Raw genomic sequence first — 26,750 nt, 5'->3', positions numbered from 1 at the left:
CCCCCCTATCCGAACTAGAATCAGAACTGAAACAATGAGGCTTTCCACATGACAAAAAAAACAGTACACGCCCAGATCACTAAAACTCAAATCTACCGCGCCGTTGCCAGCTCCACCGCGATAGAAACCGGTGTTTCTGTACAAAAGATTGAGCAGCAACTCAAACAAAATCAGGCACAGGCGAAAGCCGTGGGCCTCGCCCGTTAATCTGGCAAAATATCACTCACCAATTGCATCATGGGGCTGTAGTTCCCTGATACGCCTGCCTGTATTGCCTTGAAGTAAAATACCTTGTGCTCATCCCATAGGCTGTAATCCAGCAAGCCTTTCCCCGCCATAACCGACAGCGCATCGCAAAGTAACCTCGACAGACGACCGTTACCTTCTCTGAATGGGTGGATCAAAATAAACTCCACGTGGCATTCAGCCAGATAACTAACCAGCTTCGGGCGAGCCAAGGATTTCAGTTCACCAGACCGAGCGAGAAACTGCTTCTCGAAACCATCAAGAAGAAGAGGAATCCTGTCTGCGGCAGCAAACTGGAAGCCATCTTTGGTCAGGTTGGCATTACGCAGCCTCCCCGCCCAGTCGTACACATTCCCCAGCCATTGGCGATGCCACCTGCTGATGTGCTCAAAAGCCAGCGCCTCAGGCGGCTGGCCTTCGATAAATAGCTGTTCATAAAGCATCAGCAACAGACCAGATTCCAGAGCCTCCATTTCCTCTTCATCAGTGATCCCTAACTTATTAGCCAGCACCAGGTCTCCAGAGCCCGGTTGATACCGCTCTTCTGCTGAATTAAGCTCATATCTTGACAAGCACTTACCTCCGTCCAAACAAGTTCACAACGTTGTTTTCCTGCTGCTGCTGATAGCTGTTGACCCGATCCTCCCAGATCTCAAGTGCCCTGCGCTTTTCTGTCAGGTAATCATAACGGTCGTAGTGTTTCGAGCTGACGTCATTCAAAGCATGGTTCTGAATACGGTCCCGGATCTCTTTGCTGATCCCCGCCTCCCCCATCAGCGTTTTACAGGTGCGCCGTAAATCTCGCGCCGTGAAAACTTTAAACTCAGGATTAAAGGCTCGGAAATACATGATAGAACGCGCCAAGCTATCAGTGCGTACCGGTCGCTCACCGTTTGTCGATAGCGGGAAAATATAGGCACTGTTACTTTCCTTAGTCAGCTCTTTCACTGAGGCTAATTCCTGCAGCGCCGATTCAGTCAGCGGGATCAGATGCTCACGCTTGTTTTTCGATACATCGGCAATGACCAGAAGCGTCTTTTGCTGCCAGTCAATTGCCCCCCACTGACTGGCAATCATTTCAAACGGGCGCTGTCCGCCGACGTAAGTACAGAAACGGATTAAGTGTTGCATCAAGGGACCCACTCCAGTTGCCTCGGAGAAATGTTCCATGACAAAACGAAGCTCTTCCAGCGTTAACCATGTATCACCCACTTTTTCCGCCGAAGACTGCTTCGGTATGGCCGATACTGGGTTAACCTCAAGACCGAACGTAATGCCCACGCTGGTATTCATCGGATCGTTATCAGCTTTCAGACCGTAGTTAAATGCCGCCATCAGATAGGAACGAATTCGATTCGCATGGACCACCGCATCACGCTGGATAATGCCCGAGAGGATGGTTTTGATCTGCAGAGGTGTCACGTCCTTCGCTTTGGTATCACGAGGAATAACGGTGTAGCACTCTCTCTCCATGCGCTTCAATACATCAGCCCAGGTTCGCTTGTTGTCGAGCTTCATCTTGTTCACGTAGCCATGCACCAGTTCTTCAAACGATCCCTGAGAACGATGGAGCTGCATGATGTGCTGTTCAGCCAGGCGTTGTTGCTCAAGCTCTTGCTGGGGTTCTTTTCCTTCAATAAGCCAGGCTCCGTACTTTTTCGCCAGCTCATTAGCCGTCACCAGTTTCATCTCGGGCCAGATGCCCAACTGGATGAATTTCTCTTTCTTCCCTTTCTCAATGTAGTAACGGAAATAAAAAACCTTACTGCCTGAAGGCTGGACCTTAACACCAAGCCTGCCTGTGCCACGTTGAGCGCTGTTGCTCCACACGTAGTACGCCGTGCTTTTTGTCTTCAATCCACGTATAGCAGTCTCGGTAAGATTAGCGGCCATAAATCTACCTTTATAAGGATGAGCGTTACCTAACCCGATGCCTATTTCGGGTCAGGTAACGGGTCAGGTAAGGATGATACAATGAGGATATCAGGCAACCAAACAGAAACAACATTAACATCATAACTGATTGATTATAGACAATTAAAAATACAAATAGAGTCAACACCGAACAATTCAAAACATGCCAATTTTATGACTCATAATCGCTTGGTCACTGGTTCAAGTCCAGTAGGGGCCACCAAATTTTAGCTGTTAAATCAGCGTATTAAGCCACCTCTCACAGGGTGGCTTTTTCATTTCAATATAGCATTGCCTCAAAATTGCCTCACTAGAAAAATTCTGCCTCATGGCAATCACTCTAAATCGAAGGGTTCATCCGATGGATGGTCATGGGTAATTAGATTACCGACAGATAGCAGCCTTGCCAGCCGTCCCTATCCGAACTAAAATCAGGACTGAAACAACGAGGCTTTCCACATGACAAAAAAAACAGCACATAGTCAGATCACTAAAACTCAAATCTACCGTGCCGTCGCCAGCTCAACCGCCATCGAGACAGGCGTTTCTGTGCAAAAAATTGAGCAGCAACTCAAACAAAACCAGGCACAGGCGAAAGCCGTTGGCCTCGCCCGTTAATCTGGCAAAATGTCACTCACCAGTTGCATCATGGGGCTGTAGTTCCCTGACACACCCGCCTGAATTGCCTTAAAGTAAAACGCCTTATGCTCGTCCCATAAGCTGTAATCGAGTAAGCCCTTTCCCGCCTGAACCGACAGTACATCGCAAAGTAGCCGCGACAGACGCCCGTTACCTTCTCTGAATGGGTGGATCAAAATAAATTCCACATGGCATTCGGCCAGATAACTAACCAGTTCAGACCGGGCCAGGGATTTCAGCTCACCAGACCGGGAGAGAAACAGTTTCTCAAAATCATCGATCAGTAGCGGGATCCTGTCGGCAGCGGCAAACTGGAAGCCGTCCTTCGCCAGGTTAGCGTTACGCAGCCTCCCCGCCCAGTCGTATACATTCCCCAGCCATTGGCGATGCCACCCACTAATGTGCTCAAAAGCCAGCGCCGCAGGCGGCTGGCCTTCGATAAATAGCTGTTCATACAGCATCAACAGTAAGCCAGACTCAAGTGCATCCATTTCATCTACATCGGTAATCCCTAGCTTATTCGCCAATACCAAATCATCAGAGCCAGGCTGATACCGCTCTTCTGCTGAATTAAGCTCATATTTTGACAAGCGATTACCTCCGCCCAAACAAGTTCACAACGTTGTTTTCTTGCTCTCGTTGATAGCTATTAACCCGATTTTCCCAGATTTCAAGCGCCCTGCGCTTTTCTGTCAGGTAATCATAACGATCATAATGTTTTGAGCTAATGTCGTTCAAAGCGTGATTCTGAGTACGGTCGCGGATCTCTTTACTGATCCCCGCCGCCCCCATCAGCGTTTTACAAGTGCGACGTAAATCTCGTGCCGTGAAAACTTTAACTCAGGATTAAAGGCACGGAAATACATGATGGAACGCGCCAGGCTATCGGTGCATACCGGTCGCTCGCCGTTGGTCGAGAGTGGGAAGATATAGGAACTACCACTTTCCTCGGTCAGCTCTTTCACTGAAGCTAATTCCCGTAATGCCGATTTTATGACTCATAATTGCTTGATCACTGGTTAAAATCCAGTAGGGGCCACCAAATTTATCAAGGAGTTACGTTCAAAGCGTAGCTCCTTCTCCTTAGTTAGCAGCACAAAAACTCCCATGCTTTCAGCCTAACCCCGACCCGAATAACTGAATTTTTTTACCAACGTCAGTTCACCAGGATTACGCATCGGAACAATCACGGTTTCCTGTTTCTCATTGCCAGTACCTTCTTCAGTCACAATGGTGATCTGCGCCGTCGTTAAGATCTCTTCCCCTCTACCGCCATAATAGTTAACAAATAACAGATACTGGCCACTTTCAGGCACCGGTGAAGAGAAGATCTCAGGACCGAAACCGGTGGTCACATCAACATCCAGCGCCCCGCCACTGGCTAACTGCCGTCCACCATACCAGGCATGTCCACCTTCCGGGGTCACCACATGCAGATCGAGATCGGTATTATCCGTATCCCAGGAGAGTACGACCCGTAAACGAGCCGGAATCGCTCCGTTACCTCTTTGTGCATAAAACTGTGTACGGTGTGTGGCTTTCCGATCGGGGCTGCGCACTTCAACACTATTGCTGCCCTGCGGAAAGATATACGGACGGCTAAAACTGCCATTCTCTTGAATTTTCAGCGGCATGCTGACGCCATTAACAATCAGGCGACCTGGCTCTTGTTTGGCTTTGCCATCCTGCTTGGGAAAACCTTTAATCTGACCCTTAATCAGCGCCTGCGCCGCCTGAGTGACGGGTGAGTTTATCGACGATGCCGGATAGTTCACCTGCTGGGAGAAATCTGCTCCCTCACCAGAAGTGTCATGCCATCCGGCCAGCGGTGTATCAATATCAACACGCTGTTCTGCCAACACCGACGTGGTAGCTACCATTAACAATAACGAGCATATGTCGCACAACCTACGAATAATCATAGCGTCATCCTGAAACACAGAGAGTCCTTTAGTGAGGCCTTGGTAGCCATCACCCTATTCCAGCAAAAGATAGCGGGCAAGCCGCTCAACAAACTCTTCATCCTGACCATTAGGGTGGGCCGCAAAGGCCAAGTGTAAATATTCATGAGCCAAATCCAACCGGTCTTGCAGCGAGTAGAAATCACGAACATAGATACGGCTGTACATGCGATCGACATGAGGCTTGCCCGAGAGTAAACGGCATACGGTGAACTGGCGCAAAGCCTCATATCCGGGCTGAACATCAAGGGTTTCACGCCAGCGTTTCTGTCGGCTCGCCAACCAGGCTTCTGCCTCCGGTATTGGCTGACATAAGATCTCCGGCCTATCCCAGCGCCCCAGGTTGGCGCGTGGATAAGCCTGCGCCAGAATCGCATCATAGCGCATCCCCTGCCCGGCCTGAGACACCGCCTGTTGCCAGGAAAGACGGTTCGTTCCAGCACGATCGAGGTGGTAGTTTACCGTGGCCCCGGCCAGCACCAAATCGGCACTCCAGGCCGCAATTTCCCGCGTCGCCGCGGTGGCTGGGCTGGGGGCAACACGCTGGCTGGCACTGCTATCGCTTATCATCAGGCACTCCCCCTCACGCGTCGCGTTTTGCAGCAGATAAGTACGGATAGCCACTGCCAGGGCTTTGGCAGCTTCGACCGGTTGGGCTGCCGCTTCACGCTGAAGTACCCGGGCCACATACTCCTCCCGCTCAAGACGGGCTGTCAGGGTCAGTTGACCGGCGTTTTCCCGCAGAAAAAGTTCGCCCTGACTCTCGATAACCTGATGGTTACCATTGCTAAACTCAACCTGATACTTACCCTGCAATACTCCCGGTTTGATCAACGTTTTCTCACCGCTACGGCGTACAGCGACTATCGGATAACGATCAAACATTTTCACGACCACACACCCCAGAGGATCCACGGGTTGTGCCTGCGGCAAGACGCTGTTCAGCACATTGGCATAATTATGCAGAACCGTTTTGCTGGTTCCCGCGGCTTGCCCCCACAACGGTGTGCCATCCATCAGCCAACCAGCAAATCCGCCAAGACGCCGTTCAGGATCTTGTTCATCCCGCCAGCTCCAGGTTTTTATCCGCAGCCGGCTTCCAAGCGCACCAATCAGCTTGCCGTCGGCTGGCAGTAACACATCCAGCAAAACATTCCGCGCCTGTTGCTGAGCAGGTAGCGCAGCTAAAACCCCCAGCAGTTGGGCTACCGGTACCTGCGTTCCCGGTTGTAACTGCGTCAAATCCTGCAACCAGCCGGGAGTTTGTTGCCTTTGCCAATAGCGGGCCCACTGCTGCGGATCCAGTTGCAGACGCTGGGGACTGAAATAGAGGCTGCACGACTGTACCAAAGCCCGATCACGCGCAATCTTCTTGCCCACTTCGCAACAGTAAACCTCTTCCTGTGGCTGACTACCATCACAGGAGTAATCCGGCTCATTCTGTTGCGTATCCACCAGATAGGCATACACCAAGAGTTTCCAGACACTTCCCAGCGGAGTGGTCAGCGTAGCTGGCAGCGATTGCTGGTCAAACTGCTGACTCTGGCTCAAGATGAGCAGTTGGTTTTCCTGGCCGTTCTGTAGCGCCAGTTGCAATCGCGGTTCTGCACCAAATGCAACCGCAGGCAGCAGGAGCCACCACCAGCGCCACATCTATTTCACCGTCATGGTCTTCAGGCCACGCTGGTTTTCCATTGCGGCCTCCTGCGGCGCATACATCCGCGAATAACGTATCGGCGGCAGCAGAAACTCCCCTTTCTGTGAGAAGCGAACCAGATGCCGGTAGACCTTGCTCTCCACCAGTTCATCAACCGGTACAATATAGGAGAGTTGACCCATCTCATTGCGTGCTTTTTCCAGCGGTACGCCATTCTTGTCACTCAACCCAGACACCGTGATGCCCCAGGTGGTACGTTCAACGTCGGCACCCGGCGGCAGTGGTACTTCAAGCAGCATGTAACGCTGCGGCGCATCGCTCTTGTTGGTCAGCGTCACCTCATCCAGATAGAGGACGTCGCTGGCAAGCTCTTCACCGGGTGCTACCGGTTTGACTGTAAACTCAAAGGCTTTATCACCGGGCACCAGTTGCAGTAAACGGTGGCTGATGTCCACTTGCAGCGGTTGTTTTGCCGTATCTACGCCAGGGGCGGTCAGTGGCAGATTGAAGTTAATAGATATATCAATGGGCTGCGTCATGCTAATCGGGAGTTCAAGGGGCGGCACTTGCCCCTGGCCTGACCAATGCCAGTAACGCTCACCAAGGGTCCCCTGCAACGATAACCAATCCGGTCCCGGATTGAACTCAACGGGTTGCACGACTTTGCCGAGTGAACCATACAACCACGTCAAGGCCAACGCTCGCTCAGGGCCAGGCTGTGATGGCATCAGTTGCGCCAGAAGCCAGGCGACTTGAGCGCTATCTGCACCACCGGTTCGCCAGATCGCTGCATAGGCGAAGGGATGCTGGCTATAGGCAATGAACTGCTGACTTTGCTTCAATGCCTGTAACTCCTGTTCCTTCAACTGATAGCCTGGGGTCTGCTCTAACAGCGAGTAGATCAGCACCCGTGCCACTGCCAGCCCCAGTTTAGAATTGGGGGCCGCCATTACCAGGCTGTCAGTTTCTGCCAGTGCCATGCCCTCAGTTGTATTGGCCGTAGTCAATGACTCCGCCACCCCTTGTAACAGGCTGGTGACCGGCAAATGCATTTCCTGCGCAAATGACAGCAGCAGAGCGCGATGCAGCATAGGCATCTCGTCCGCCTGTTGAGCATAAACATCCAGCAACCGCTGCCAGTGCTCCACAGGTAGGGTCACGCCCAGCGCCTGACTTGCGTACCAATCAGCATAATAGGCATAAGCGGTCAGGAAGGCATCGGGCTCCCCTTCCTCTCCCCACCAGGTGAACTTGGCTCCTGGCCCTGCCATTTGCATCAGGCGCTGGCGATTATTCTGCATGATCTGCCGCAAGATATTCCCTCGCTGCGCATCCTCTTTGGCCAGCATGTTGTAGGCCAGGCTCAACGGCAACAACCGGCTGGCAGTATTGATAACGCCACCAAAAGGTTCATTGAGCAAATCGTCCAGATTACTGCGGAATACCGATTGTGCATCCCCATTGATACGCAGCCGGATATCCTGAGCCCCGACTGGCAGATTCAGATTATTGCTGCCAGCGTGCAGTCGGATATCCTGCTGCTGTGGCGACAACCATCCGTCCTCTACTACTTTCAGATCGACACTCACGGTATCCAGTACCTGACCGTCTCTTACCACTTCAGAGATCCAGCGCCCAGACTGCATGGCCTCCACTGGCTGGCTGACGTAGTTCACCCCTTCATGTAACTTGACCGATTGGGTCAATGTTTGATCGCCATAACGCGTGCGCAGCTCCACGGGAGCCGATTGCTTATCCTGACTAAAGATAAACAGCCCTGGCTGCGGGCGATCGCCTTGACGGAACTGCGTCGCACCGCTCCATTTAAGGTAAAGCGGTTTTTCCGAGCGGGTAAAGCCCTGTTTCTGACCGACCAGACCCTGCGGATTCTGCGCACGTGCGGTAATCCGCCAGCGAGTCAAAGAGTCCGGCATACGAAAGCTGAAAGTGGCCTTGCCATTGGCATCGGTGACAATATCCGGCTGCCAGGCAGCGGTATCCACATCTTCACGGCGAGGACGTTCCAGCACTTTGACGCTGCGATCGCTACGATTTGCCCGCCCCGGAGCGGTAGGGGAACCGGGTAGCGCCAGATCGTAGGCGATAAACGAAAGACTGGCACTGGTACGCACATTATTACGCCGTGGGTGATAGAAAAACTGGTCGATAGTGGGGGCGACTTCTGGCTGCAAAGCGTAGATCATCTCATCGACCACGCTTACGGTGAGGTGAGCAGCAACCGGTTTACCGGCAAACCGGGTATCGAGCGCCACATTCACTGTCTCCCCCGGCAGGTAGACGGCTTTATCCGTCTTGATGTCGATATCAATGCCCGGCATTTCAACCTTAATGCCAGCATTCTGGAAACTGTACTGTCCACCTTTGCTGTACAGCACAGAGAAGGTGAGATTAGGGGCAAAATTTTTCTGTACGGCAATACGGGCAAGATACTGGGTATCGTTCAAACGCTGTACGTTGATCCAGTCGGCCCCGTCGGTGAGCAGCGCAATCTTCTCCACTTCATCGCGCTCAAGCGACAGCAACGCGTGGTTGACCGGTTCCGGGAAAGTGATCAGCGCCTGTGCAATCTCACCCGTTTGGTATTGATCTTTATCCAACACGATCTCGACGCTGCCCGGAACGGCTTTCTCCCCTGGACCACTGACCGTATGGTTGGTGGCTCCCAGGATCATGCCCTGTTCACTTCTCAAGGTAACCCTGTAGCTACCGGGCTTTTGGAAAGTAATGGCGAAAGATTGATCCGCCACCTGCAACGGAGCCGTGGTTAGCTGGCGATCTTCCAGCCGCATCCATTCATACGTCGCCGGAGCACCCCCGTTGCCTTGCACATTACGGTAGCTGAACGCCACTTCCTCACCGACCGTGCTAAACCGCTTCGGTGCGCTGAGTTCATAGCGGGAAGCCCCACGCTCGATCAGGATCTCGCGAGTGGTTTTAACCCTATATGCCGCACCATCACTGGCAAAAATGCTCAATAGATAGCGGCTCGGTTTATCCACTGCGGGAAGCTCCAGTCTAGCGTGACCTTTGTCATCCGTTGTCAATTGTGCCGTTTTCAGCTCAACAGGGAATTTGCCCTGATATTGCAGGTCATTGCTCACCATGGAAAGTTGCTGGCTATACAGGCTAAGATCCAGACGTGCGTTGGCGACTGGCTTACCGTCGGGATAGAGAAGCACGATGTCACCCGTCACTGGCTCATTGGTACGAAAATCGTTTTTCTCCATAGCCATTGAGATTTCAAAATGCGGTTTGAGGTAACTGGCTACGCGGAATGAACTGCTGTAAACCTGATTATTATAGGTGGAACGGAGTTCATACCCACCAGCAACCGCATTCTCTGGCAACTGGAAACGCGCCTGAGCGCCAGACTTGCCATCGATCGACAGGTTTAAGGTCTGTAATACCGAACCGTTAGCATCCAGCACGGTTAAGGTTAGGGGAGCAGGCTTGATCGCCACGGAATCCAGTGCGTTTTTGAATTCACGCCCCAGCAGCTTGACCTCTACCCAATCACCAGGACGGTAGAGTGGGCGATCGGTAAAGGCGTACAGCTTGGTGTCGTAGATTTCGCTGTCGTAATAAAAATTTTCCGAAACAAAGACCCCACCTTCGTGGTCCTCGCCCAGCAAATAAGAGCGCTCGGGTGCAATATGGCGCAGGCGCAACAGGCCATTCTTATCCGTCTTACCGCTGTTCATGATGCCCAGCCCATCGCTCCACAGGATCTGGCTACCACCGACAGCCTGACCATCCTGACGGTTGGCCGTCCAAACCAGCAGTTCGTTAGCCGAAATCTTGCCCAGTGCCACGGTATTGGCAACGAAGACCACCGTGGTTGCACGATAGCTGCCAATCAAGGCTTCCACCAGATACAAACCTGGCTTCAGCTTACCCAATGGGATGTAGACATTACCCGGCAACGGTTCAACAAAACCGCTGGATGACCCCTCCATTTTTACCTGCTCCGGTGGCTGAATCGGCTGTGCGTCCCACAGCGGGTAACGAAACTGGCTAATCAGCGACAGGTTTTTCAACGGTGCAAACTGCGGCTGCACAACAAATCTGCTCGGCGCGGTCAGGGCCTCACCGATTTTCAGCTCCGGCAACACGCTTGTCACTTCCTGGCGGGTATCGTAGGAGAAGGTGCGTTGCATCACACGGCGCGACTTACCGTACCAGTTGTCCCAAAGATACGACAGGGTATTGGACAGTCCTTCACCTTGGTACTGCCCTTCCAGCATGATGCGATGCAAGTTTTTCTGTCTCTTCAGGAACTCCATAGGTTGATCAATACGATACAACCGGATATCCGCGCCGCCGTACTGTTCCGCCTCAAAGCGACGGTAGTCACGCCCTGGCGCTTCGAGACGCACTTTGGCGACTTCATCACTCGCAAAGCTGCTATCGGAAAGCAGGAAAAAAGATTGTTTGGGTATCGAGTAATCACTCGCAGGCAGACTGCCCTCGGCCTGCGCACTGGCCAAGGGCAGTAACAGGGCCATGCCCAGCAGTTGCTTTCGACACAAGCGCAGAAACATATTCATCGTGACAGGAAACCCAAGCGATAAATGCCAATGAAGTTGGGGTTCGATTCGTCGGGTATCCATCGGGTATCCTTCCATTTCATCAATTGTTGCATGCTCACTGCACGCATTCCGTTATCCGTTGGGGTGGTCGTTCCGGTGTGATAGGCGATATAACGCCCCATCCATATCATCAGATGCTGCTCATCACCCTGATCAAAAAACAATAAATCCCCTGGCTGCGCCTGATTCAGGTTGCGGCCAAGCAGTTGGCTATTGAATTGAATCAGCTTGATAGCATCCACATAGGGGCCCTGTTTGCCGCCACCTTGCTGCCAGCGCTGGGCAAATTGACGCTGCTGCGGGCTGATGGCCAGCTCAGGGGGAAGGTAACGATTGGATAAACCCGTCGCACGCAACCATTTACTGTTATGGACCTTCAGCGATTCGTTGGCGGCAAAACGCACCAGCCCCGCACAATCCTGTTGATACCAGTGCGCACTGGGTCCCTGATTCAACTGCTCTTCTGCAATGCGAACAAACCAGGCACGAAACACGCTGGATTGTTCAGGATCCAACGGTGGAACCGTGACTTCAGCCCGCACTTGCCAATTAAAAAGCAGCATCACGCCAAGCAGGAATAATGCGTGCAGTCTTACCGCGGTTGACGTCATAACCCCTGCCATTTCAGTGGTAACCACTGCCAGGATTCTTTCACCTCTGTATTGGCGGGAAGAACCAAGGCATACCGCTGTTGCCCGGCCAAGGCCGTCAGTTTGGGTAACAGGAGGGTCTGAGCCGCATTGTAAAATATGGGTTCCAGGTTCTTGGGCAGGCTGGTGAATACTTCCTGTTTAAATAATCCAGACAACGCTTCCGGGGCCATATAAACAGGCACTACCGCCAGTTGCGGCAACACATCAGCGATCGGCGGAAAGTTTTTATCCAACGTCTGTAAGGCTTTATTCACCAACTTATCATCAAGAGAAAACAGCAGTGTCTGATCGCGGCGTGCCAGGCTGACACGGAAGAACAGGTTACCCGCCAGACTTTGCTGCGACGTGGACTCACTGAGAGGATACTGGCCGTAGCGGGAACTGACGTCGCGTTGCCACAAAAGAGCCTGATTCCTCGTACTTGTCACTACAGGAATAGGCTGTTTTTCCCTGGCACCGATCACCGTGTCAAACAGTGCCGCGAGCTTTTTATCGGTTTGCGCATCAGCCGTGTTTTCCAATCGGCTGACAAATAGCGGCGTAGAGAGATGCGAGTCAGGGTACCAACACAAACCACTGATGCCACTCATTGCCAATGGCGAGGTGTTATCGTGCTCAACAGAATGTGCACTCTCGCTGATGGCATCAACGCGTTGCAACAGATACTCCGGCACACTTTGCGAGATGGGCAACGCCAGACAGAAACTGGCACCCATCGGCATGGTTTTCCATATTGGGCTGAAATCAAAAGTGGCGTTTCCCGCGGTAGACGGATCATTCAGCGCCAGATAGCTCGCCCATCCCTGCGGCTGCATTTCAAAACGGACACCGGCAAATGCCGGGACAAAGCGCTGATAACCGAACCCGAGATAGTTGGCACTGACTGAAATGCGGTGCGCAGCCGGGCGAGCAGCGTTATCAGCCGCCGAGGCGTTATCACTTGCAACAGCACGCGCTTTAAGGCCAAAACTCTCTGGCCAAGGCGTGGTTCCACTCAGTAATGCGCTGGTTACCTGCGAAGAGTCCTGAGAAGGCGTATCCTGGTCGTACAGCATGGCGATATCGGAAAACAGCAACAGATTGTCGCCGTGGCTGGCAAATAACAGGTGTTTCTTACCGCCGTAACGCAGTTGATAAACCGCAACCGTCTCATTCTCTATCTTGAATGGTGCAAAATCCACGAGCTGGAGTTGGGTATCATCCGCCGCCACCTTGGCCAGGGGTTCCAACAGACGCGCCAACCCGCCAAGCTTAATCACCGCCATGAAATGATGCAGTTTGCCGCGTTCATCATGCCAAAGCGCAATATCAGCCGGTTGGTCGAGGAGTGTTTCCAGCAGGTTATCACGCAGAGTTAGCTCATGTTCGAAGACAATGCGCCGCAGGCTACCGGCAATCCCCAGACGATCGGCATTATTTTGGTAATAGAAAACCAAATCCTCAGTCAGCGTATCGCGCAGAAACGGGATAGCCAGCAGATCCTTGGGCAACCGACTCAGGGATTCGCTTTCGATCAACACATCGGGGTGATGGAGATCGATCTTCAGATTATTGTGCCAGACCAACTCCTTAGGTGGCGAGATCTGATGAGGTGACGTCAAAAAGCGCTGAATACCCCATGCAGTGACTGAAATCACCAGAATGATACCCATCACCCAAAATCCATATTTGCAGCGGCTCGGTCTTGCTGCAGGTGTAACATTCTTGTTATCAACAGTCATTATGGCCGTTCCACACCAGGCATTAGATATAACGCGACGCGTGAGTCATGATGCGTCAAGAGATTAAGGCAACAAAAATCAAGAAATCACTGAGTTTAATAATACATTTCACGCCAAATTATTATGATTATGGATATGAAATCCCCTTAAATTTGCTAATTTCCGATCATTCCCGGCATGAAGTACATGACACCGCGTCTGGTCTATTTACCTGATGGCTTCGGTGAATGTTTCACTCATCAGCGATACATTTGCAGGTTTCAAACTTGAGGTTCCCCGATGACCATGCATAGTGCCCCCCTTATCCCCCACTTATCCTTAAGTAGGGAGTAATTTTGCGAGACATTGCGCACACCGCGCAGTATCACGTTGTAGAACCAATATATTGATTGCTAATCCTCCGGTAGACATATTAGATTCATGGCTCTTCCTGTTACCTCAAAACTGGCCACATTATTTGTATGTTGTTCATCAGCGAGTCTGACGCTGACTGGCGAACGGCAATAAGGCCAAAGGATTGTTAATGATTAAGCGTTACTTTCTCGGCGTCATGATCTGCCTGGCTGTAAGCCCTGCGATAGCCGAACAACAATATGTAGCTCCACAGTATCAGTTGAAAGAAAAACAGATTTTCATCGAAAAGCTGATGCAGCAGATGACAATGGAAGAAAAAATTGGGCAGCTCAATCTGGTGAGCATTGGGTCGGATTATCCCAAACCCGCCATTATGGCGGCTATCCGTGACGGTAAAGTCGGTGCGATGTTCAATACCGTCACCAAAGTGGATATCCGCCGCATGCAGGATCAGGTGCAATACAGTCGCCTGAAGATCCCACTGTTTTACGCCTATGACGTTGTTCACGGTCAGCGTACCGTTTTTCCTATCAGTCTCGGTTTGGCTGCGTCGTGGGATATGGATGCCGTGGCACTCAGCGCACGCATCTCAGCGAAAGAAACGGCCGCCGATGGCCTGAACATGACATTTTCCCCGATGGTCGATATCACCCGCGATCCACGCTGGGGACGCGTGTCTGAAGGTTTTGGTGAGGATACGTATCTGACCTCCCGTCTGGCAAAAGTCATGGTCGAATCTTATCAGGGCGATGACCCCTCCGCGCCGGATCGGGTCATGGCTAACGTCAAGCACTATGCTTTATACGGTGCAGGTGAAGGTGGCCGTGACTACAACTCGGTAGACATGAGCCTGCCCAAGATGTTTCAAGACTATATGCCACCTTACCAGGCGGCGATTGACGCTGGTGCGGGCGGTGTGATGGTCGCATTGAATGCCGTTAATGGCATTCCTGCCACGTCGAATACCTGGCTGCTGACCGATGTTCTGCGCCAGCAATGGAAATTCAACGGGGTAACGGTCAGCGATCACGGTGCCATCGGTGGGCTGGTTAAACATGGTGTTGCCGAAAACGATCGTCAGGCGGCCATGATGGCTTTGAAAGCCGGTGTAAATATGGACATGTATGACAACATGTACGGTAAGTATCTACCGGGATTATTGAAAGACGGGCTGATCAAACAACAGGATATCGATACGGCAGTACGCAACGTACTCGGTGTGAAATGGGATATGGGTTTGTTTGCCGATCCTTATCGGCATTTGGGTCCGGCATCGACAGACCCCGTTGACACCAATGCCGAAAGCCGTCTGCACCGGGCTGAAGCACGGGAAGTCGCACGCACCAGTCTGGTTCTGCTCAAAAATGATCACAACACCTTACCTTTGGCCAAGTCTGGCACTATTGCGCTGATAGGTCCTTTGGCAGACAGCCAAAGGGATGTGATGGGCAGTTGGTCAGCGGCGGGCGCTGCCAAACAATCGGTGACTGTTTATCAGGGCATCAAAAATGCGCTTGGCACCCAGGCCACCGTACTTTATTCCGTCGGGGCAAATATTACTGACGATGCCGCTATCGTTAAGTATCTCAACTCTTACGATAAATCTGTGGAAGTCGACCCCCGCTCACCGCAAGCCATGATTGATGAAGCCGTAAACACTGCCAAGAAAGCGGATGTGGTGGTTGCCGTTGTCGGGGAATCGCAAGGCATGGCGCACGAGGCGTCCAGCCGCAGTGACATCTCCATTCCACAAAGCCAACGCGATTTACTCAAAGCCCTGAAAGCAACCGGCAAACCGTTGGTTCTGGTACTGATGAATGGCAGACCGCTCACCCTGAGCTGGGAGAATGACATTTCCGATGCCATGCTGGAAACCTGGTTCAGTGGTACGGAAGGGGGAAATGCCATTGCTGACGTTCTATTTGGCGACTATAACCCGTCAGGAAAACTGCCGATGACCTTTCCACGCAGTGTGGGTCAAATCCCGATCTACAACAGCGTGCTGAATACGGGCCGTCCTTTTAATCCGCAAAAACCGGATAAATACACGTCACGCTATTTTGATATCACCAACGGCCCGTTGTTCCCATTTGGTTACGGACTCAGCTATACGGACTTCAGTGTTTCAGACATTACGCTTTCATCTACTACACTTGATAGTAAAGGCACGCTAACAGCCAGCGTAACCGTGACGAATACCGGCAAACGCAGTGGCGCAACCGTTGTGCAGCTTTATGTGCAAGATGTTGTCGCTTCAATCAGTCGTCCGGTCAAAGAGCTGAAAAACTTCAGTAAAGTCATGTTGCAACCCGGCGAACAGCGGGTAATCAGCTTCCCCATTACTGAACAGGATTTGCGTTTTTATAACGAGAATTTGAAGTGGGTTTCTGAGGCAGGCAAGTTCAATGTGTTTATTGGACTGGATTCACAAAACGTCAAACGGCAGAGCTTCCTTTTACTCTGATTTTAACGGGGTAAAAGCAGTATTCTGCTTTTACCCCCCGCCTTTCGATTTATGTCATCACTGGCGGATTTTCAAAGGATTGCTAACATTAGAATCATTGTTTTCTGCGCACTTTTTTCAGATTAACCTTCGCTTCCAATGTATATCAGGCCAGTCTTTGCAACGCTGCCGGATATTGTGCGCAGTGCCAAGGTGTAATTGAACGACAATCGTTAACCGGGCGGCGGAATCTCTTTTGCGGAGAAAATTTCATGATCGAAGATCAATTCGGCTCGATCCTGCACCAACATTTTGGTACTCCTCGCCCCTATTGGCGTTTGGCTGCGGACAGCAATGCCCTCGAACTGTCCGCTGAAAGGGGAACGGCAAATGTTGCCGTGATACTCAATGTCTTTGAGGCCAATAGGGTTCGTCACCTCACTGGCATTACCTCCAGCTTTACCCTGAATATTAGCCTGTTTGGTACCCCCCTGCGCCTGCACCTGGTCGGGCGGCGCGTCAGTTGCAGCGAATGGGCAGGCACAGCATCGGACTATACCGATACTTCTTCGGTGGCCTATGACCTCGAACAGGGTTTGTCATTTGCAGAACAGGTGGTCTCAGAAGCCAATTCGGTCATTGTGATTATTGATCAGGAAGGCAAAATTCAGCGTTTCAACCGCTTGAGCGAAGAGTACACCGGCAAGAAAGAACAGGATGTTGTAGGTAAAAGTGCCTATGAGCTGTTTATGTCATTGGAAGAAGGCATCGCATCCCGCCAGAACATCACCGGTTTCTTTCGTAATGAGCAGTCCTACGAAGTTGAGCGCTGGATAAACACCGTCAAAGGACAGCGATTGTTCTTGTTCCGCAACAAATTTGTTCATAGTGGTAGCGGAAAACAAGAGAAGTATTTGATCTGTTCGGGAACAGACATTACCGAAGAACGCATGGCACAGGAGCGCCTGCGCGTGCTGGCAAATACCGACGTCATCACCGGTTTGGCAAATCGGCATGCCATCCAGGAAAAACTGGCGCAGACTATCACGGAACGCGGGGAAAACCAGGTTGGGCTGATCTATCTGGATCTGGATAACTTCAAAAAAGTTAATGATGCCTATGGGCATATGTTTGGCGATCGCCTGCTGAAAGAGGTGTCGCTGATGATACAGCGCTCCCTGGGCAGTCAGGATACGCTGGCGCGCCTTGGTGGGGATGAATTCATTATTTTGTGTGAGAACACTTCCGTTGAAGCACTTGAGGCCATTTCCCAGCGAATTATTGCTCACCTGAAAACACCTTTCCGCATTGGGTTGATCGAAGTTTATACGGGTTGCTCAAGTGGCATTGCACTCTGTCCGCAACATGGTACTGATGGCGAGAGTTTGATCCGTAATGCCGATACCGCCATGTACGTTGCCAAAGAACAAGGGAAAGGTACGCACCAAATTTTCTCTGCAGAGATGAATAAAAAAGTCGCGGAATATATGTGGCTCGACACCAATCTGCGCAAGGCGCTGGATGATCACCAATTATTCCTCCACTACCAACCGAAAATATCCAGCCTCACGGGCCACGTTCACAGTGTAGAAGCGCTGCTTCGCTGGCGTTCGCCGGAGCGAGGGGTTATACAACCCTACGGTTTCATCCCGTATGCCGAAGAGTCCGGTTTGATTACTCCCTTAGGGAAGTGGGTGATGGAAACCGCTGTGCTGCAGGCCAAAGAATGGCAGAACAAAGGTTTGAACCTGCGTATTGCCGTAAATTTATCAGCCCGACAACTTACTAATGGCTCTATTATCAGTACGTTAAATGATGCGATGGCCGCCTCCGGTACGGAGAAGTGCATGCTCGATTTCGAACTGACTGAAAGCTGTCTGGTGGAGGATGAAACGGCGGCAGTGGCGATCCTTGAGCAGTTGCGTGAACGAGGGGCCGATGTGTATTTGGATGATTTTGGAACGGGCTACTCCTCACTGTCGCAATTGGCAAGAATACCCATCGATTACATCAAACTTGATCAAAGCTTTGTCCGCGGCATCAATAACAATGAAGTTGCGCAGGCGTTGGTCCGCACTATCCTCGCCGTCGCAAAAACCTTGCAGTTGAAAGTTGTGGCTGAAGGGGTTGAAACCGCAGAAGAAGAACAATTCATTCAGCAGGTCGGTGCCGATGAGATGCAGGGGTATCTGTTTGCGAAGCCAATGCCCGCAGATGAACTGGAACATTGGCTTCAGCAAAGAAAAGTCACTTCACCCGTTAAGTTAACGCAAATTCATGGCTGAATCATTCAACCGCTTTTACGTAAACTGGCAGTGTGGCGATTTTGCAGCATCACCAATCTTTCCATGTAACTGAGATCCTTCTCCTCCAGGGTGAACGCCGCTTCCACCCAATCCTCGGTAATCTCCATCAGTTCCGATTTCGATAGCTGCAACACCCGCTGCCGGGCTCGCAGCATCGCCCGCATCCCATTGAGCCGTGGACGCAAAGAGTCAATAAAGGTGCGAGTCGCAACATATCCCTCACCTGGCTGAAAAAGGGTATCAACCAGTCCCCGTGCCTGATACCACTCAGCGGTGTGGGATTCCCCCGTTGAAATGAGCTCTTCCGCCAAACGCATACCTGCTTTACGGCTAACCAGGGAATAGGCTCCCATTCCTGGAAAAAGATTGAAGACTATTTCAGGAAACCCCATCCTGGCCGTATCCTGAGCCAGGACATAATGGTGGGCCAGCGCGGCTTCAAAACCTCCCCCAAGTGCGCTTCCCTCAATCATGGCCAATGTTATGGCACCGATATCAAACCCACGTGACGCAGCATGGATGCAATCAATACAAGCCCGGGCATAAGCTCGCAGACTCTCCTTCTTACGGTTCTTAATCATATCGACAAAGAAATCAAGGTCGCCCCCTACATTATAAATATTCGGGACCAATGAGCCGGTAACCCAAAAATCTATCGGTAATTTTGACATTTTAGCCGAATCGGCCAGCATCATAATGTCTTCAATTAATGCCTGATTAAAACAAGGACGTGGATAGGAACGTAACATCATCCACATCACATTGCGGCCTTCTTCATAAAATGCTGATATTTGAGATAAATGTCCCGCCTCACTGAAGGGCCGACAAGCTGGATGATCAATAAGATTCATAATGGGGTCCAAATAAAAGTTAAACGTGGGTGAAGCAAGATCAGCCTAGTCCAGCTCAACTCTTAACTGAATTTGTTCAATGAGATACGGGCGATTTAAATTCCTCATACCTTGGCAATTCCGCAACACTTGCGCAGTAATGGCACCTCGAACATGATTTTCTTTTGACGTACTGGTATCTGTACAATCCATTTGAAGTAACTTTTTCATGCTGTTAAGCATAATTAGAAGAAAAAATTCCTAGTAGACAAGAGGGAATATTAATCAGTGGTTAATTTATTCTTCAATACAAATTAATTGAAAGCCTTATGAGCATCGATAATGATCTAGCCGTCATTATTTTAGTTACCCTCGTAGTTGTAAAAAATCGTAACTGTCACTTCTTCTTCACCAGCAGGTTTCAGGAGTCATAATGCAATATAAAATAATCATAGCTGGGGAAAATGCCCTACTGATGCATGGACTCTCCCAACTATTGAACAATGAGCGCAGCAAGCAGTTTGTCATTTCCCAACAGGTTGGAATTGAAGATATTTATTCTTTATCACTTGATTTCGACATGCTGATTATTGTCATTAATGCTCGCGATGATATGTTTAATATTCATCTTCCTTTCATCAGTAATTTTTATGAGAACAGCCCTGATAAGAAATTAGTTCTTATATCAGGAATAAATGATTCTTGTCTTTTCTTCAGATCAAGAAAGTATGTTAATGGCATGCTATCAGAAAGAGACAGTTTGCAGGAAATAGAAACCGGGATCCGCACCATACTGAGTGGCAAAGATTATATTTCACCCGCAGTCACCCATTATCAATCGCCTGAAAGGCACATTAAAAAACCCTCGGTATTACGCAAGCAGTTAAGCGAACGGGAAGACAAGGTGCTTAAATACCTTTTCTCAGGCTATAACGTGACAGAAACTGCGCGCATGCTTAATCGCAGTATCAAAACCATCAGTGCGCAGAAGCGCCACGCCATGAAAAAACTTGGGGTGGAGAGCGATGCCGAGTTGTTGTCTATCGGTTCAGTATTACGCCGCGAAGAAGCTTTCGTATAAAACGTTCCTCGCGGCTTTTTCAGCCGCGAATTTTTCCGCGATAACGTCTTTTGGCAGCAATTTATGACTGCTATCACATTAAGTGAAGAGTAATTTCACATCCTGTTAATCAACGGCTAAATTTGTCACAACAATCTCATCCGACCACTTGCCTTTCAGCGGCTGATGAGTACAACAGTGACACACTTCTTTGCGGAGCACGTTTACCGCATAACCCGTTGGAGAGCGCCATGAACACTTACCCCCATCTGCTTGCGCCGTTGGATCTCGGCTTCACTACGCTGAAAAACAGAGTGCTGATGGGATCGATGCATACCGGCCTTGAGGAGCTTGACGACGGCCCCTACCGCCTCGCTGCCTTTTATTCAGAGCGCGCCCGGGCCGGGGTTGCGCTGATTGTTACTGGCGGTATAGCGCCCAATCAACAAGGTGTGGTGTATCACGGTGGTTCTACGCTGAACGACAATGCCCAGATACCCGGTCACCGTCAGGTCACGGATGCCGTTCACCAGGCTGGCGGCAAAATCGCGTTGCAAATCCTGCATGCGGGTCGCTATAGCTACCAGCCGCACCCTGTCGCCCCTTCCGCATTGCAGGCTCCCATCAATCGCTTTGCACCGCAGGCATTGAGTGAAGAACAAATTCTGCAAACCATCGCTGATTTCGCCCACTGCGCCACGCTGGCAAAAACCGCGGGTTATGACGGTGTAGAGATCATGGGTTCTGAAGGGTATTTGATTAACCAGTTCCTGGCTGCCCGAACCAACCAACGGCAGGATCAATGGGGAGGAAATGCTGAAAACAGAATGCGTTTTGCATTGGCCATCGTACAAGCGGTGCGCCAGACCTGCGGCACGGATTTTATTATTATCTATCGTTTGTCGATGCTTGACCTGGTTGAGGAAGGGTCCGATTGGGAGGAAATTGTCACGTTGGCGCAAGGGATTGAACGCGCTGGCGCTACGCTGATTAATACCGGTATCGGTTGGCATGAAGCCCGCATCCCGACGATTGCTACCATGGTTCCCCGTGCTGCTTTCAGTTGGGTAACGCGTAAATTGGTGGGGAAAGTCAACATTCCGCTTATCACGACCAATCGCATCAACGATCCGGCGGTTGCCGAGCAAATCCTTCGCGACGGTTGTGCCGATATGGTTTCGATGGCGCGTCCATTTCTGGCGGATGCTGAATTTGTTGAGAAGGCAACCCAAGGACGGGCTGATGAGATCAATACCTGTATTGGCTGCAATCAGGCCTGTCTGGACCAGATTTTCGAAGGGAAACTGACGTCTTGTCTGGTGAATCCCCGCGCATGCCGTGAAACTGAAATGCCGCTGATCCCGGCAAAAATAAAGAAAAATCTGGCGGTGGTCGGTGCAGGTCCGGCGGGTCTGTCTTTTGCCACCACGGCTGCCAGACTCGGCCATCGCGTCACGCTTTTTGATGCCCATAGCGAGGTGGGCGGGCAATTCAATATTGCCCGCCAGATCCCCGGCAAAGAAGAGTTCACGGAAACGTTGCGCTATTTTCGTCGTCAACTCAGTTTACTGGGAGTGTCCTTGCAACTCGGCCAGACCGTAAATGCCAGTGATCTTATTGATTTCGATGAAATCATACTGGCAAGCGGTATCGTTCCGCGCTTACCCGAGATCGCCGGAATCACGCACCCAAAAGTACTGAGTTATCTGGACGTACTGCGCGATAAAAAACCGGTCGGGCAGCGCATTGCCATTATCGGTGCTGGGGGTATTGGTTTTGATACCGCTGAATACCTCAGTCAATCCGGCCCCTCCACCAGCCTCAGTAGTGAGCGGTTCTGTCTCGAATGGGGAATCGACCAAAGCCTGTCGCAACGGGGCGGATTGAAAACTGATGGCGGGCATCCGCAACGTTCGCCGCGCGACATTACTTTATTACAACGTAAAAGCAGTAAAGTGGGTGCGGGTCTGGCAAAAACGACGGGCTGGATCCACCGTACCAGCCTGTTGCATCGCGGTGTGAAAATGGTCAGCGGCGTGAGTTATGAAAAGATAGATGACGCAGGATTGCATATCCAGGTTGATGGTCAGCCGCACTGTCTGGCCGTCGATACCATCGTGATTTGCGCGGGACAGGAACCGCAACGGGCGCTATACGATCCGCTGATTGCGGCAGGAAAAACGGTTCATTTGATTGGTGGTGCCGACGTCGCGCTAGAGCTGGACGCCCGTCGCGCAATCGATCAAGGTACACGACTGGCGATGGCGCTTTAACCTACAGTTGCGCCACTCGCCAGCGGTAATGTGCCTACACGATCATGTTCTTACGCGATGATATACGTAATATCATGTTTAGCGCTGGGAACCGTTTTTAATCGACTGCAACACCACAAACTTCTGGTTCGAGTCGATGGTTGTACAGTTGCCAAACAAGCGCTTGAGCTTATGGAAATAATCGAGGTGGCGATTCCCTACGATCAGTAATTCGCCGCCCGATTGCAGACAGCGCTTGGCATCGCAAAACATCTGCCAGGCAACGTGGTCGGTGACCGCGTGCAACTGATGGAAAGGTGGGTTGCACAGCACAGCCTGTAGGCTTTCACGCTCCACGCCAGCCAGGGAGTTGTTGACCTCAAATTCGCAGCGCGACAAATCCTGCGGAAGGTTACGCTCCACGTTGGCCCGGCTGGATTCGACCGCCATATAAGACTCATCGACAAACAGCATTTCGGCCTGCGGATTTTGCTCAAGCGCAATCAGGCCAATGATGCCATTGCCACAGCCCAGATCGGCGATGCGCCCGGTCAGATCGTGTGGCAAATACTGCATGAAGAAACGCGCGCCGATGTCCAGCCCGGTGCGGGAAAACACATTCGCCTGATTCACGATCTGATACTGGGTGCCAACCAACGGCCATTCGCTGACAATGGGTGTATCCGCCTGCGGTAAATCAGCCACCGTGCAGTGAATCAATCGCGCTTTTTTCCACGCCAGACTGGTCTTGGTGGGTCCAATGATGCGTTCAAAAAGTTGCATCGTCGAGTTGTGAACGTCACGGGCCTTCGCACCAGCAATGATCACCGTGTCGGGTTTCACCACATTACGCAGCGCCTGCAACTGATGCTCGAGCAACGCCAGCGTCTTGGGTATCCTGAAAATCACCAGTGCGGGTGCATCGGGCAAGTCGTCGAGGCTGCCAAGCAGGGTCACTTGCCCAGGATCAATCCCGTTCAATTCAAGATTATGCCGCGTCGCCAATTGACTCATGTAAGAGTCGCTGCTGCTGAACGGGGCAAACTCTTGCAATGCACAAGCCAGCGCACCAAAAGTGTCGTTGAAAATCAGCACTGGTCGCCCTGAAAGATTCTGCGTATCAATGGATTGCAGCAGATATTCATCGGCCGCTTCCCAGGCTTGCAGTTGGGTGGAATTTTCCTGTTGCGGGTAACGCTCCAGTTCAAGGCGCAGTGTTCCCAGTTCGAATTGGCTCATCGCCCCTCCTGAATAATAAATTTGGGCTGTTTATCCCTTAAATTTGCCTGTCAGTAAAATGTTTTTTCGGTTAAAACTGACTTAATGTGGCTTCATCATGGTTTGCACAACAAAACGCCTTACAATGAACGCCAACTTTTTTTCGTTTTCATCTAAGAGTACGCAGAATAGAGATGCAGGAACTGACTTATTTACAAGGCTACCCTGACCCGCTTCAAACCCAGGTTCGCCAGTTAATCAGCCAGCAGCGATTAGGCACTGTTCTGCTGCAGCGTTATCCCGAACCGCATGATTTCACGACCGACAAGTCGCTCTATCAATATACAATAGATATCAAGAATCAATTCTTGCGCAATGCCGCGCCATTGAGCAAGGTCGCCTATGACAACAAAATACAGGTGATGAAGCATGCCCTGGGTCTGCATACGGCGATTTCCCGCGTTCAGGGTAACAAGCTGAAGGCAAAAGCGGAGATTCGTGTTGCCACGGTGTTTAAGTGTGCTCCCGAAGCCCTTTTACGCATGATCGTGGTACATGAATTGGCGCACCTGAAAGAAAAAGAACACAACAAATCGTTCTATAGTCTGTGTTGTCATATGGATCCCGATTATCATCAGTTAGAGTTTGATACCCGGTTATACCTGACGCACCTTTCGCTTTTCGGCAAGCTATACGGCTGATACCTTTGTGCAGAAAATGGAGTTACATATGATTCGCTTTGCGGTTGTCGGTACCAATTGGATCACTCAGCGTTTTATTGATGCTGCCCATGAAAGCGGCAAAATGAAGCTGGCCGCGATTTATTCACGGGATCTGGAAAAGGCGCGGGCGTTTGGTGCAGATTATCCCGTTAAGCACTATTTCGATTCGTTGGAGGAAATGGCGTCATCAGATGTCATTGATGCGGTCTATATCGCCAGCCCCAACTCGCTGCACTGTCAACAGTCCCTACTCTTCCTGAGCCACAAGAAACATGTCATTTGCGAAAAGCCGCTGGCCTCAACCCTGGCCGAGGCGGAAAGCATGATTGCCTGTGCCAAAGAAAATGATGTGGTACTGTTTGAAGCCTTTAAGACGGCCTGGCTGCCAAATTTCCTGCATATTAAAAATGCACTGTCCCGAGTGGGTACGCTGCGCAAAGCCTACCTCAGTTATTGCCAATACTCATCACGCTACCCACGCTATCTGGCAGGGGAGAATCCAAATACGTTTAATCCTGCATTTTCCAATGGTTCGATTATGGACATTGGTTACTACTGTCTGGCGAGCGCCGTCGCCTTGTGGGGCGAGCCAAAGTCAGTGACGGCCAGCGCAACCCTGCTTGAGAGCGGTGTAGACGGACACGGCACGGTTTTCCTGAATTATGGTGATTTTGATGCGCTGATTTCTCACTCCAAAGTCAGTGATTCTGCTTTGCCGAGCGAAATTCAGGGTGAAGAGGGGACGTTGGAGATCGAAAAAATATCTGAGTGCCAGTCCATTGCCTTTACGCCACGGGGCGGCCAGCGCCTGGATCTCACCCAACCCCAGCATATCAATACCATGCTGTATGAGGCCGAGACCTTTGCCAATCTGATTGAAAATCATCAGGTAGAGCACGCCGGGCTTGAAGTATCACGCATTACGGCCAAGCTTCTGACTGAAATCCGCCGCCAGACCGGCGTTATTTTCCCGGCTGATGCACCAGCCTCCCACTAATCTGAGGAAAACAATGGCATTCTCGCCCTTGGTTGATAAGGGGTGCGTAGAGCGTCGGCAGACAGTAAACTGAATTATCTACCCGATTCGCCATTGCCCGCTGGTTTGGGCAATGCCAGGAGTTTACGCCCTACAACCTCAATAGTAAGTAAACCATGCAAAATCGTCTGACAATTAAAGATATCGCCCGCTTGAGCGGCGTGGGTAAATCCACTGTCTCGCGCGTGATCAATAACGAAGGCAGCGTCAGTCCGCAGACCCGCGAACGCATCGAAGAGGTGATTCGCCAACAAGGTTTCACGCCGTCGAAATCAGCACGGGCCATGCGCGGACAGAGCGATAAAGTTGTCGGGATTATTGTGTCGCGCCTTGATTCACCGTCTGAAAACCAGGCCGTGCGAGCCATGCTGCCGCTGTTTTATCAGCACGGCTACGATCCTATCGTGATGGAGAGCCAGTTCAGGCCAGATCTGGTCGATGAGCATCTGCACATTTTGCACCAGCGTAACGTCGATGGTGTGATCCTGTTCGGTTTTACCGGTCTGGATGAAAGCAAATTCGGTGACTGGCGAGATAAAATGGTGGTGCTGGCACGTGAATATTCCAGCCTCTCTTCGGTCTGTTATGACGATGCTGGAGCCGTGCATCTGCTGATGGAAATCTTGCGCGAAAAGGGTCACAGGCACATCAGCTATATTGGTGTGAATCAGGCCGATGCCACAACAGGGATGCGGCGCTATCAGGCATATCAGAGCTACTGCGAAACCCATGGGCTTGATGCCACCGTTGCCCTGGGTGAACTCAGCTACCAAAGCGGTTTCCAGCATACGCCCGATGTCCTGCAACCACAGACCAGCGCGATAATTTGCGCCTCAGATACCATCGCGTTGGGTGTTGTAAAATATTTGCAGCAGCATGATCGCAACACGATCCAGGTCTGTGGTATTGGCAATAACCCGCTGTTGGGTTTTCTGTTTCCGACAACGTTCACCGTCGAGTTGGGCTATGGTTATGCCGGGATCCAGGCGGCGCAACAACTGCTCGCACAGTTGGTTCACCATGCCGAGCAACAACATATTATTGTTCCCTGTAAATTAGTCTGATCCTCGCCCCTTCTGTGTAAAGGGGCCGATCGCCCTTCGTGTGGATGACTCCGTTTTCTCTATC

At 51.2% G+C, this 26,750-nt stretch carries 19 protein-coding genes and 1 pseudogene; 9 read left to right on the top strand and 11 right to left on the bottom strand.

Translation table 11 applies throughout. The features are described from left to right. Nucleotides 1-48: 48 nt before the first annotated feature. Nucleotides 49-207 carry a hypothetical protein gene (locus tag DRI82_RS04160; RefSeq protein ID WP_033848754.1) on the top strand — a complete coding sequence of 53 codons (159 nt, stop codon included), beginning with the start codon at nucleotides 49-51 and terminating at the stop codon, nucleotides 205-207. Here the strand turns inward: DRI82_RS04160 and DRI82_RS04155 are convergent. Next, nucleotides 204-818: a Fic/DOC family protein gene (locus tag DRI82_RS04155; protein ID WP_245956769.1), complete on the bottom strand. Its 615-nt coding sequence runs from the start codon at nucleotides 816-818 to the stop codon at nucleotides 204-206. The genes DRI82_RS04160 and DRI82_RS04155 overlap by 4 nt on opposite strands. A gap of 4 nt (nucleotides 819-822) precedes the next feature. Further along, a complete protein-coding gene (locus DRI82_RS04150) occupies nucleotides 823-2,139 on the bottom strand; it encodes a tyrosine-type recombinase/integrase (protein ID WP_114192229.1) in 1,317 nt (438 codons plus the stop codon). 480 nt (nucleotides 2,140-2,619) lie between these two features. On the opposite strand from DRI82_RS04150, the gene DRI82_RS04145 reads away from it, so the two are divergent. Continuing rightward, entirely contained in the window at nucleotides 2,620-2,778 is a 159-nt protein-coding gene (locus DRI82_RS04145; protein ID WP_087768552.1) for a hypothetical protein, read from the top strand. Here the strand turns inward: DRI82_RS04145 and DRI82_RS04140 are convergent. The 7 genes and pseudogenes from DRI82_RS04140 to DRI82_RS04110 form a co-directional block, all read right to left on the bottom strand. Further along, a complete protein-coding gene (locus tag DRI82_RS04140) occupies nucleotides 2,775-3,389 on the bottom strand; it encodes a Fic/DOC family protein (protein ID WP_114192228.1) in 615 nt (204 codons plus the stop codon). The genes DRI82_RS04145 and DRI82_RS04140 overlap by 4 nt on opposite strands. Before the next feature lie 4 nt (nucleotides 3,390-3,393). Further along, a pseudogene (locus tag DRI82_RS04135) lies at nucleotides 3,394-3,791 on the bottom strand (site-specific integrase); the annotation flags it as partial. A gap of 126 nt (nucleotides 3,792-3,917) precedes the next feature. Then, complete coding sequence (locus DRI82_RS04130) at nucleotides 3,918-4,721, bottom strand: YfaP family protein (protein WP_114192227.1); 804 nt, start codon at nucleotides 4,719-4,721, stop codon at nucleotides 3,918-3,920. Between the two features lie 54 nt (nucleotides 4,722-4,775). Beyond that, entirely contained in the window at nucleotides 4,776-6,413 is a 1,638-nt protein-coding gene (locus tag DRI82_RS04125; RefSeq protein ID WP_114192226.1) for a DUF2300 domain-containing protein, read from the bottom strand. Further along, complete coding sequence (locus tag DRI82_RS04120; protein ID WP_170138667.1) at nucleotides 6,414-11,048, bottom strand: alpha-2-macroglobulin family protein; 4,635 nt, start codon at nucleotides 11,046-11,048, stop codon at nucleotides 6,414-6,416. After that, the gene (locus DRI82_RS04115; RefSeq protein ID WP_245956778.1) at nucleotides 10,982-11,590 is read right to left on the bottom strand and encodes a DUF1175 domain-containing protein; all 609 of its coding nucleotides are present in this window, start codon (nucleotides 11,588-11,590) and stop codon (nucleotides 10,982-10,984) included. The genes DRI82_RS04120 and DRI82_RS04115 overlap by 67 nt, the downstream gene beginning before the upstream one ends. 44 nt (nucleotides 11,591-11,634) lie before the next feature. Continuing rightward, nucleotides 11,635-13,401 carry a DUF2138 domain-containing protein gene (locus DRI82_RS04110; RefSeq protein ID WP_114192223.1) on the bottom strand — a complete coding sequence of 589 codons (1,767 nt, stop codon included), beginning with the start codon at nucleotides 13,399-13,401 and terminating at the stop codon, nucleotides 11,635-11,637. Between the two features lie 523 nt (nucleotides 13,402-13,924). Between DRI82_RS04110 and bglX the strand changes: the two genes are divergently transcribed. After that, a complete protein-coding gene (gene bglX, locus DRI82_RS04105) occupies nucleotides 13,925-16,219 on the top strand; it encodes a beta-glucosidase BglX (RefSeq protein WP_114192222.1) in 2,295 nt (764 codons plus the stop codon). 251 nt (nucleotides 16,220-16,470) lie between these two features. Continuing rightward, complete coding sequence (pdeR, locus tag DRI82_RS04100; RefSeq protein WP_114192221.1) at nucleotides 16,471-18,483, top strand: cyclic di-GMP phosphodiesterase; 2,013 nt, start codon at nucleotides 16,471-16,473, stop codon at nucleotides 18,481-18,483. Nucleotides 18,484-18,488: 5 nt separating this feature from the next. Here pdeR and DRI82_RS04095 read toward each other — a convergent pair whose 3' ends face one another. Then, the gene (locus tag DRI82_RS04095; RefSeq protein ID WP_114192220.1) at nucleotides 18,489-19,355 is read right to left on the bottom strand and encodes a crotonase/enoyl-CoA hydratase family protein; all 867 of its coding nucleotides are present in this window, start codon (nucleotides 19,353-19,355) and stop codon (nucleotides 18,489-18,491) included. A 412-nt stretch (nucleotides 19,356-19,767) separates the two neighbouring features. On the opposite strand from DRI82_RS04095, the gene DRI82_RS04090 reads away from it, so the two are divergent. Both DRI82_RS04090 and DRI82_RS04085 read left to right on the top strand, forming a co-directional pair. Next, entirely contained in the window at nucleotides 19,768-20,415 is a 648-nt protein-coding gene (locus tag DRI82_RS04090) for a LuxR C-terminal-related transcriptional regulator (protein ID WP_114192219.1), read from the top strand. A gap of 230 nt (nucleotides 20,416-20,645) precedes the next feature. After that, a complete protein-coding gene (locus DRI82_RS04085; protein WP_114192218.1) occupies nucleotides 20,646-22,667 on the top strand; it encodes an NADPH-dependent 2,4-dienoyl-CoA reductase in 2,022 nt (673 codons plus the stop codon). 78 nt (nucleotides 22,668-22,745) lie between these two features. Here DRI82_RS04085 and rlmG read toward each other — a convergent pair whose 3' ends face one another. Continuing rightward, nucleotides 22,746-23,885: a 23S rRNA (guanine(1835)-N(2))-methyltransferase RlmG gene (gene rlmG / locus DRI82_RS04080; protein ID WP_114192217.1), complete on the bottom strand. Its 1,140-nt coding sequence runs from the start codon at nucleotides 23,883-23,885 to the stop codon at nucleotides 22,746-22,748. Between the two features lie 173 nt (nucleotides 23,886-24,058). On the opposite strand from rlmG, the gene DRI82_RS04075 reads away from it, so the two are divergent. The 3 genes from DRI82_RS04075 to treR all read left to right on the top strand — a co-directional run bounded on the left by DRI82_RS04075 (nucleotide 24,059) and on the right by treR (nucleotide 26,686). Further along, a complete protein-coding gene (locus DRI82_RS04075) occupies nucleotides 24,059-24,565 on the top strand; it encodes a M48 metallopeptidase family protein (protein WP_114192216.1) in 507 nt (168 codons plus the stop codon). Between the two features lie 28 nt (nucleotides 24,566-24,593). Continuing rightward, the gene (locus DRI82_RS04070; protein WP_114192215.1) at nucleotides 24,594-25,583 is read left to right on the top strand and encodes a Gfo/Idh/MocA family protein; all 990 of its coding nucleotides are present in this window, start codon (nucleotides 24,594-24,596) and stop codon (nucleotides 25,581-25,583) included. Nucleotides 25,584-25,738: 155 nt separating this feature from the next. After that, nucleotides 25,739-26,686, top strand: a complete 948-nt coding sequence (treR, locus tag DRI82_RS04065; RefSeq protein WP_114192214.1) for a trehalose operon repressor TreR — start codon at nucleotides 25,739-25,741, stop codon at nucleotides 26,684-26,686. Nucleotides 26,687-26,750 lie beyond the last annotated feature (64 nt).

The organism is Edaphovirga cremea, assembly GCF_003332275.1.
Lineage (GTDB): Bacteria > Pseudomonadota > Gammaproteobacteria > Enterobacterales > Enterobacteriaceae > Edaphovirga > Edaphovirga cremea.
The sequence above is the reverse complement of the archived record's forward strand: the minus strand, read 5'-3'. Positions and strand labels throughout refer to the sequence as shown.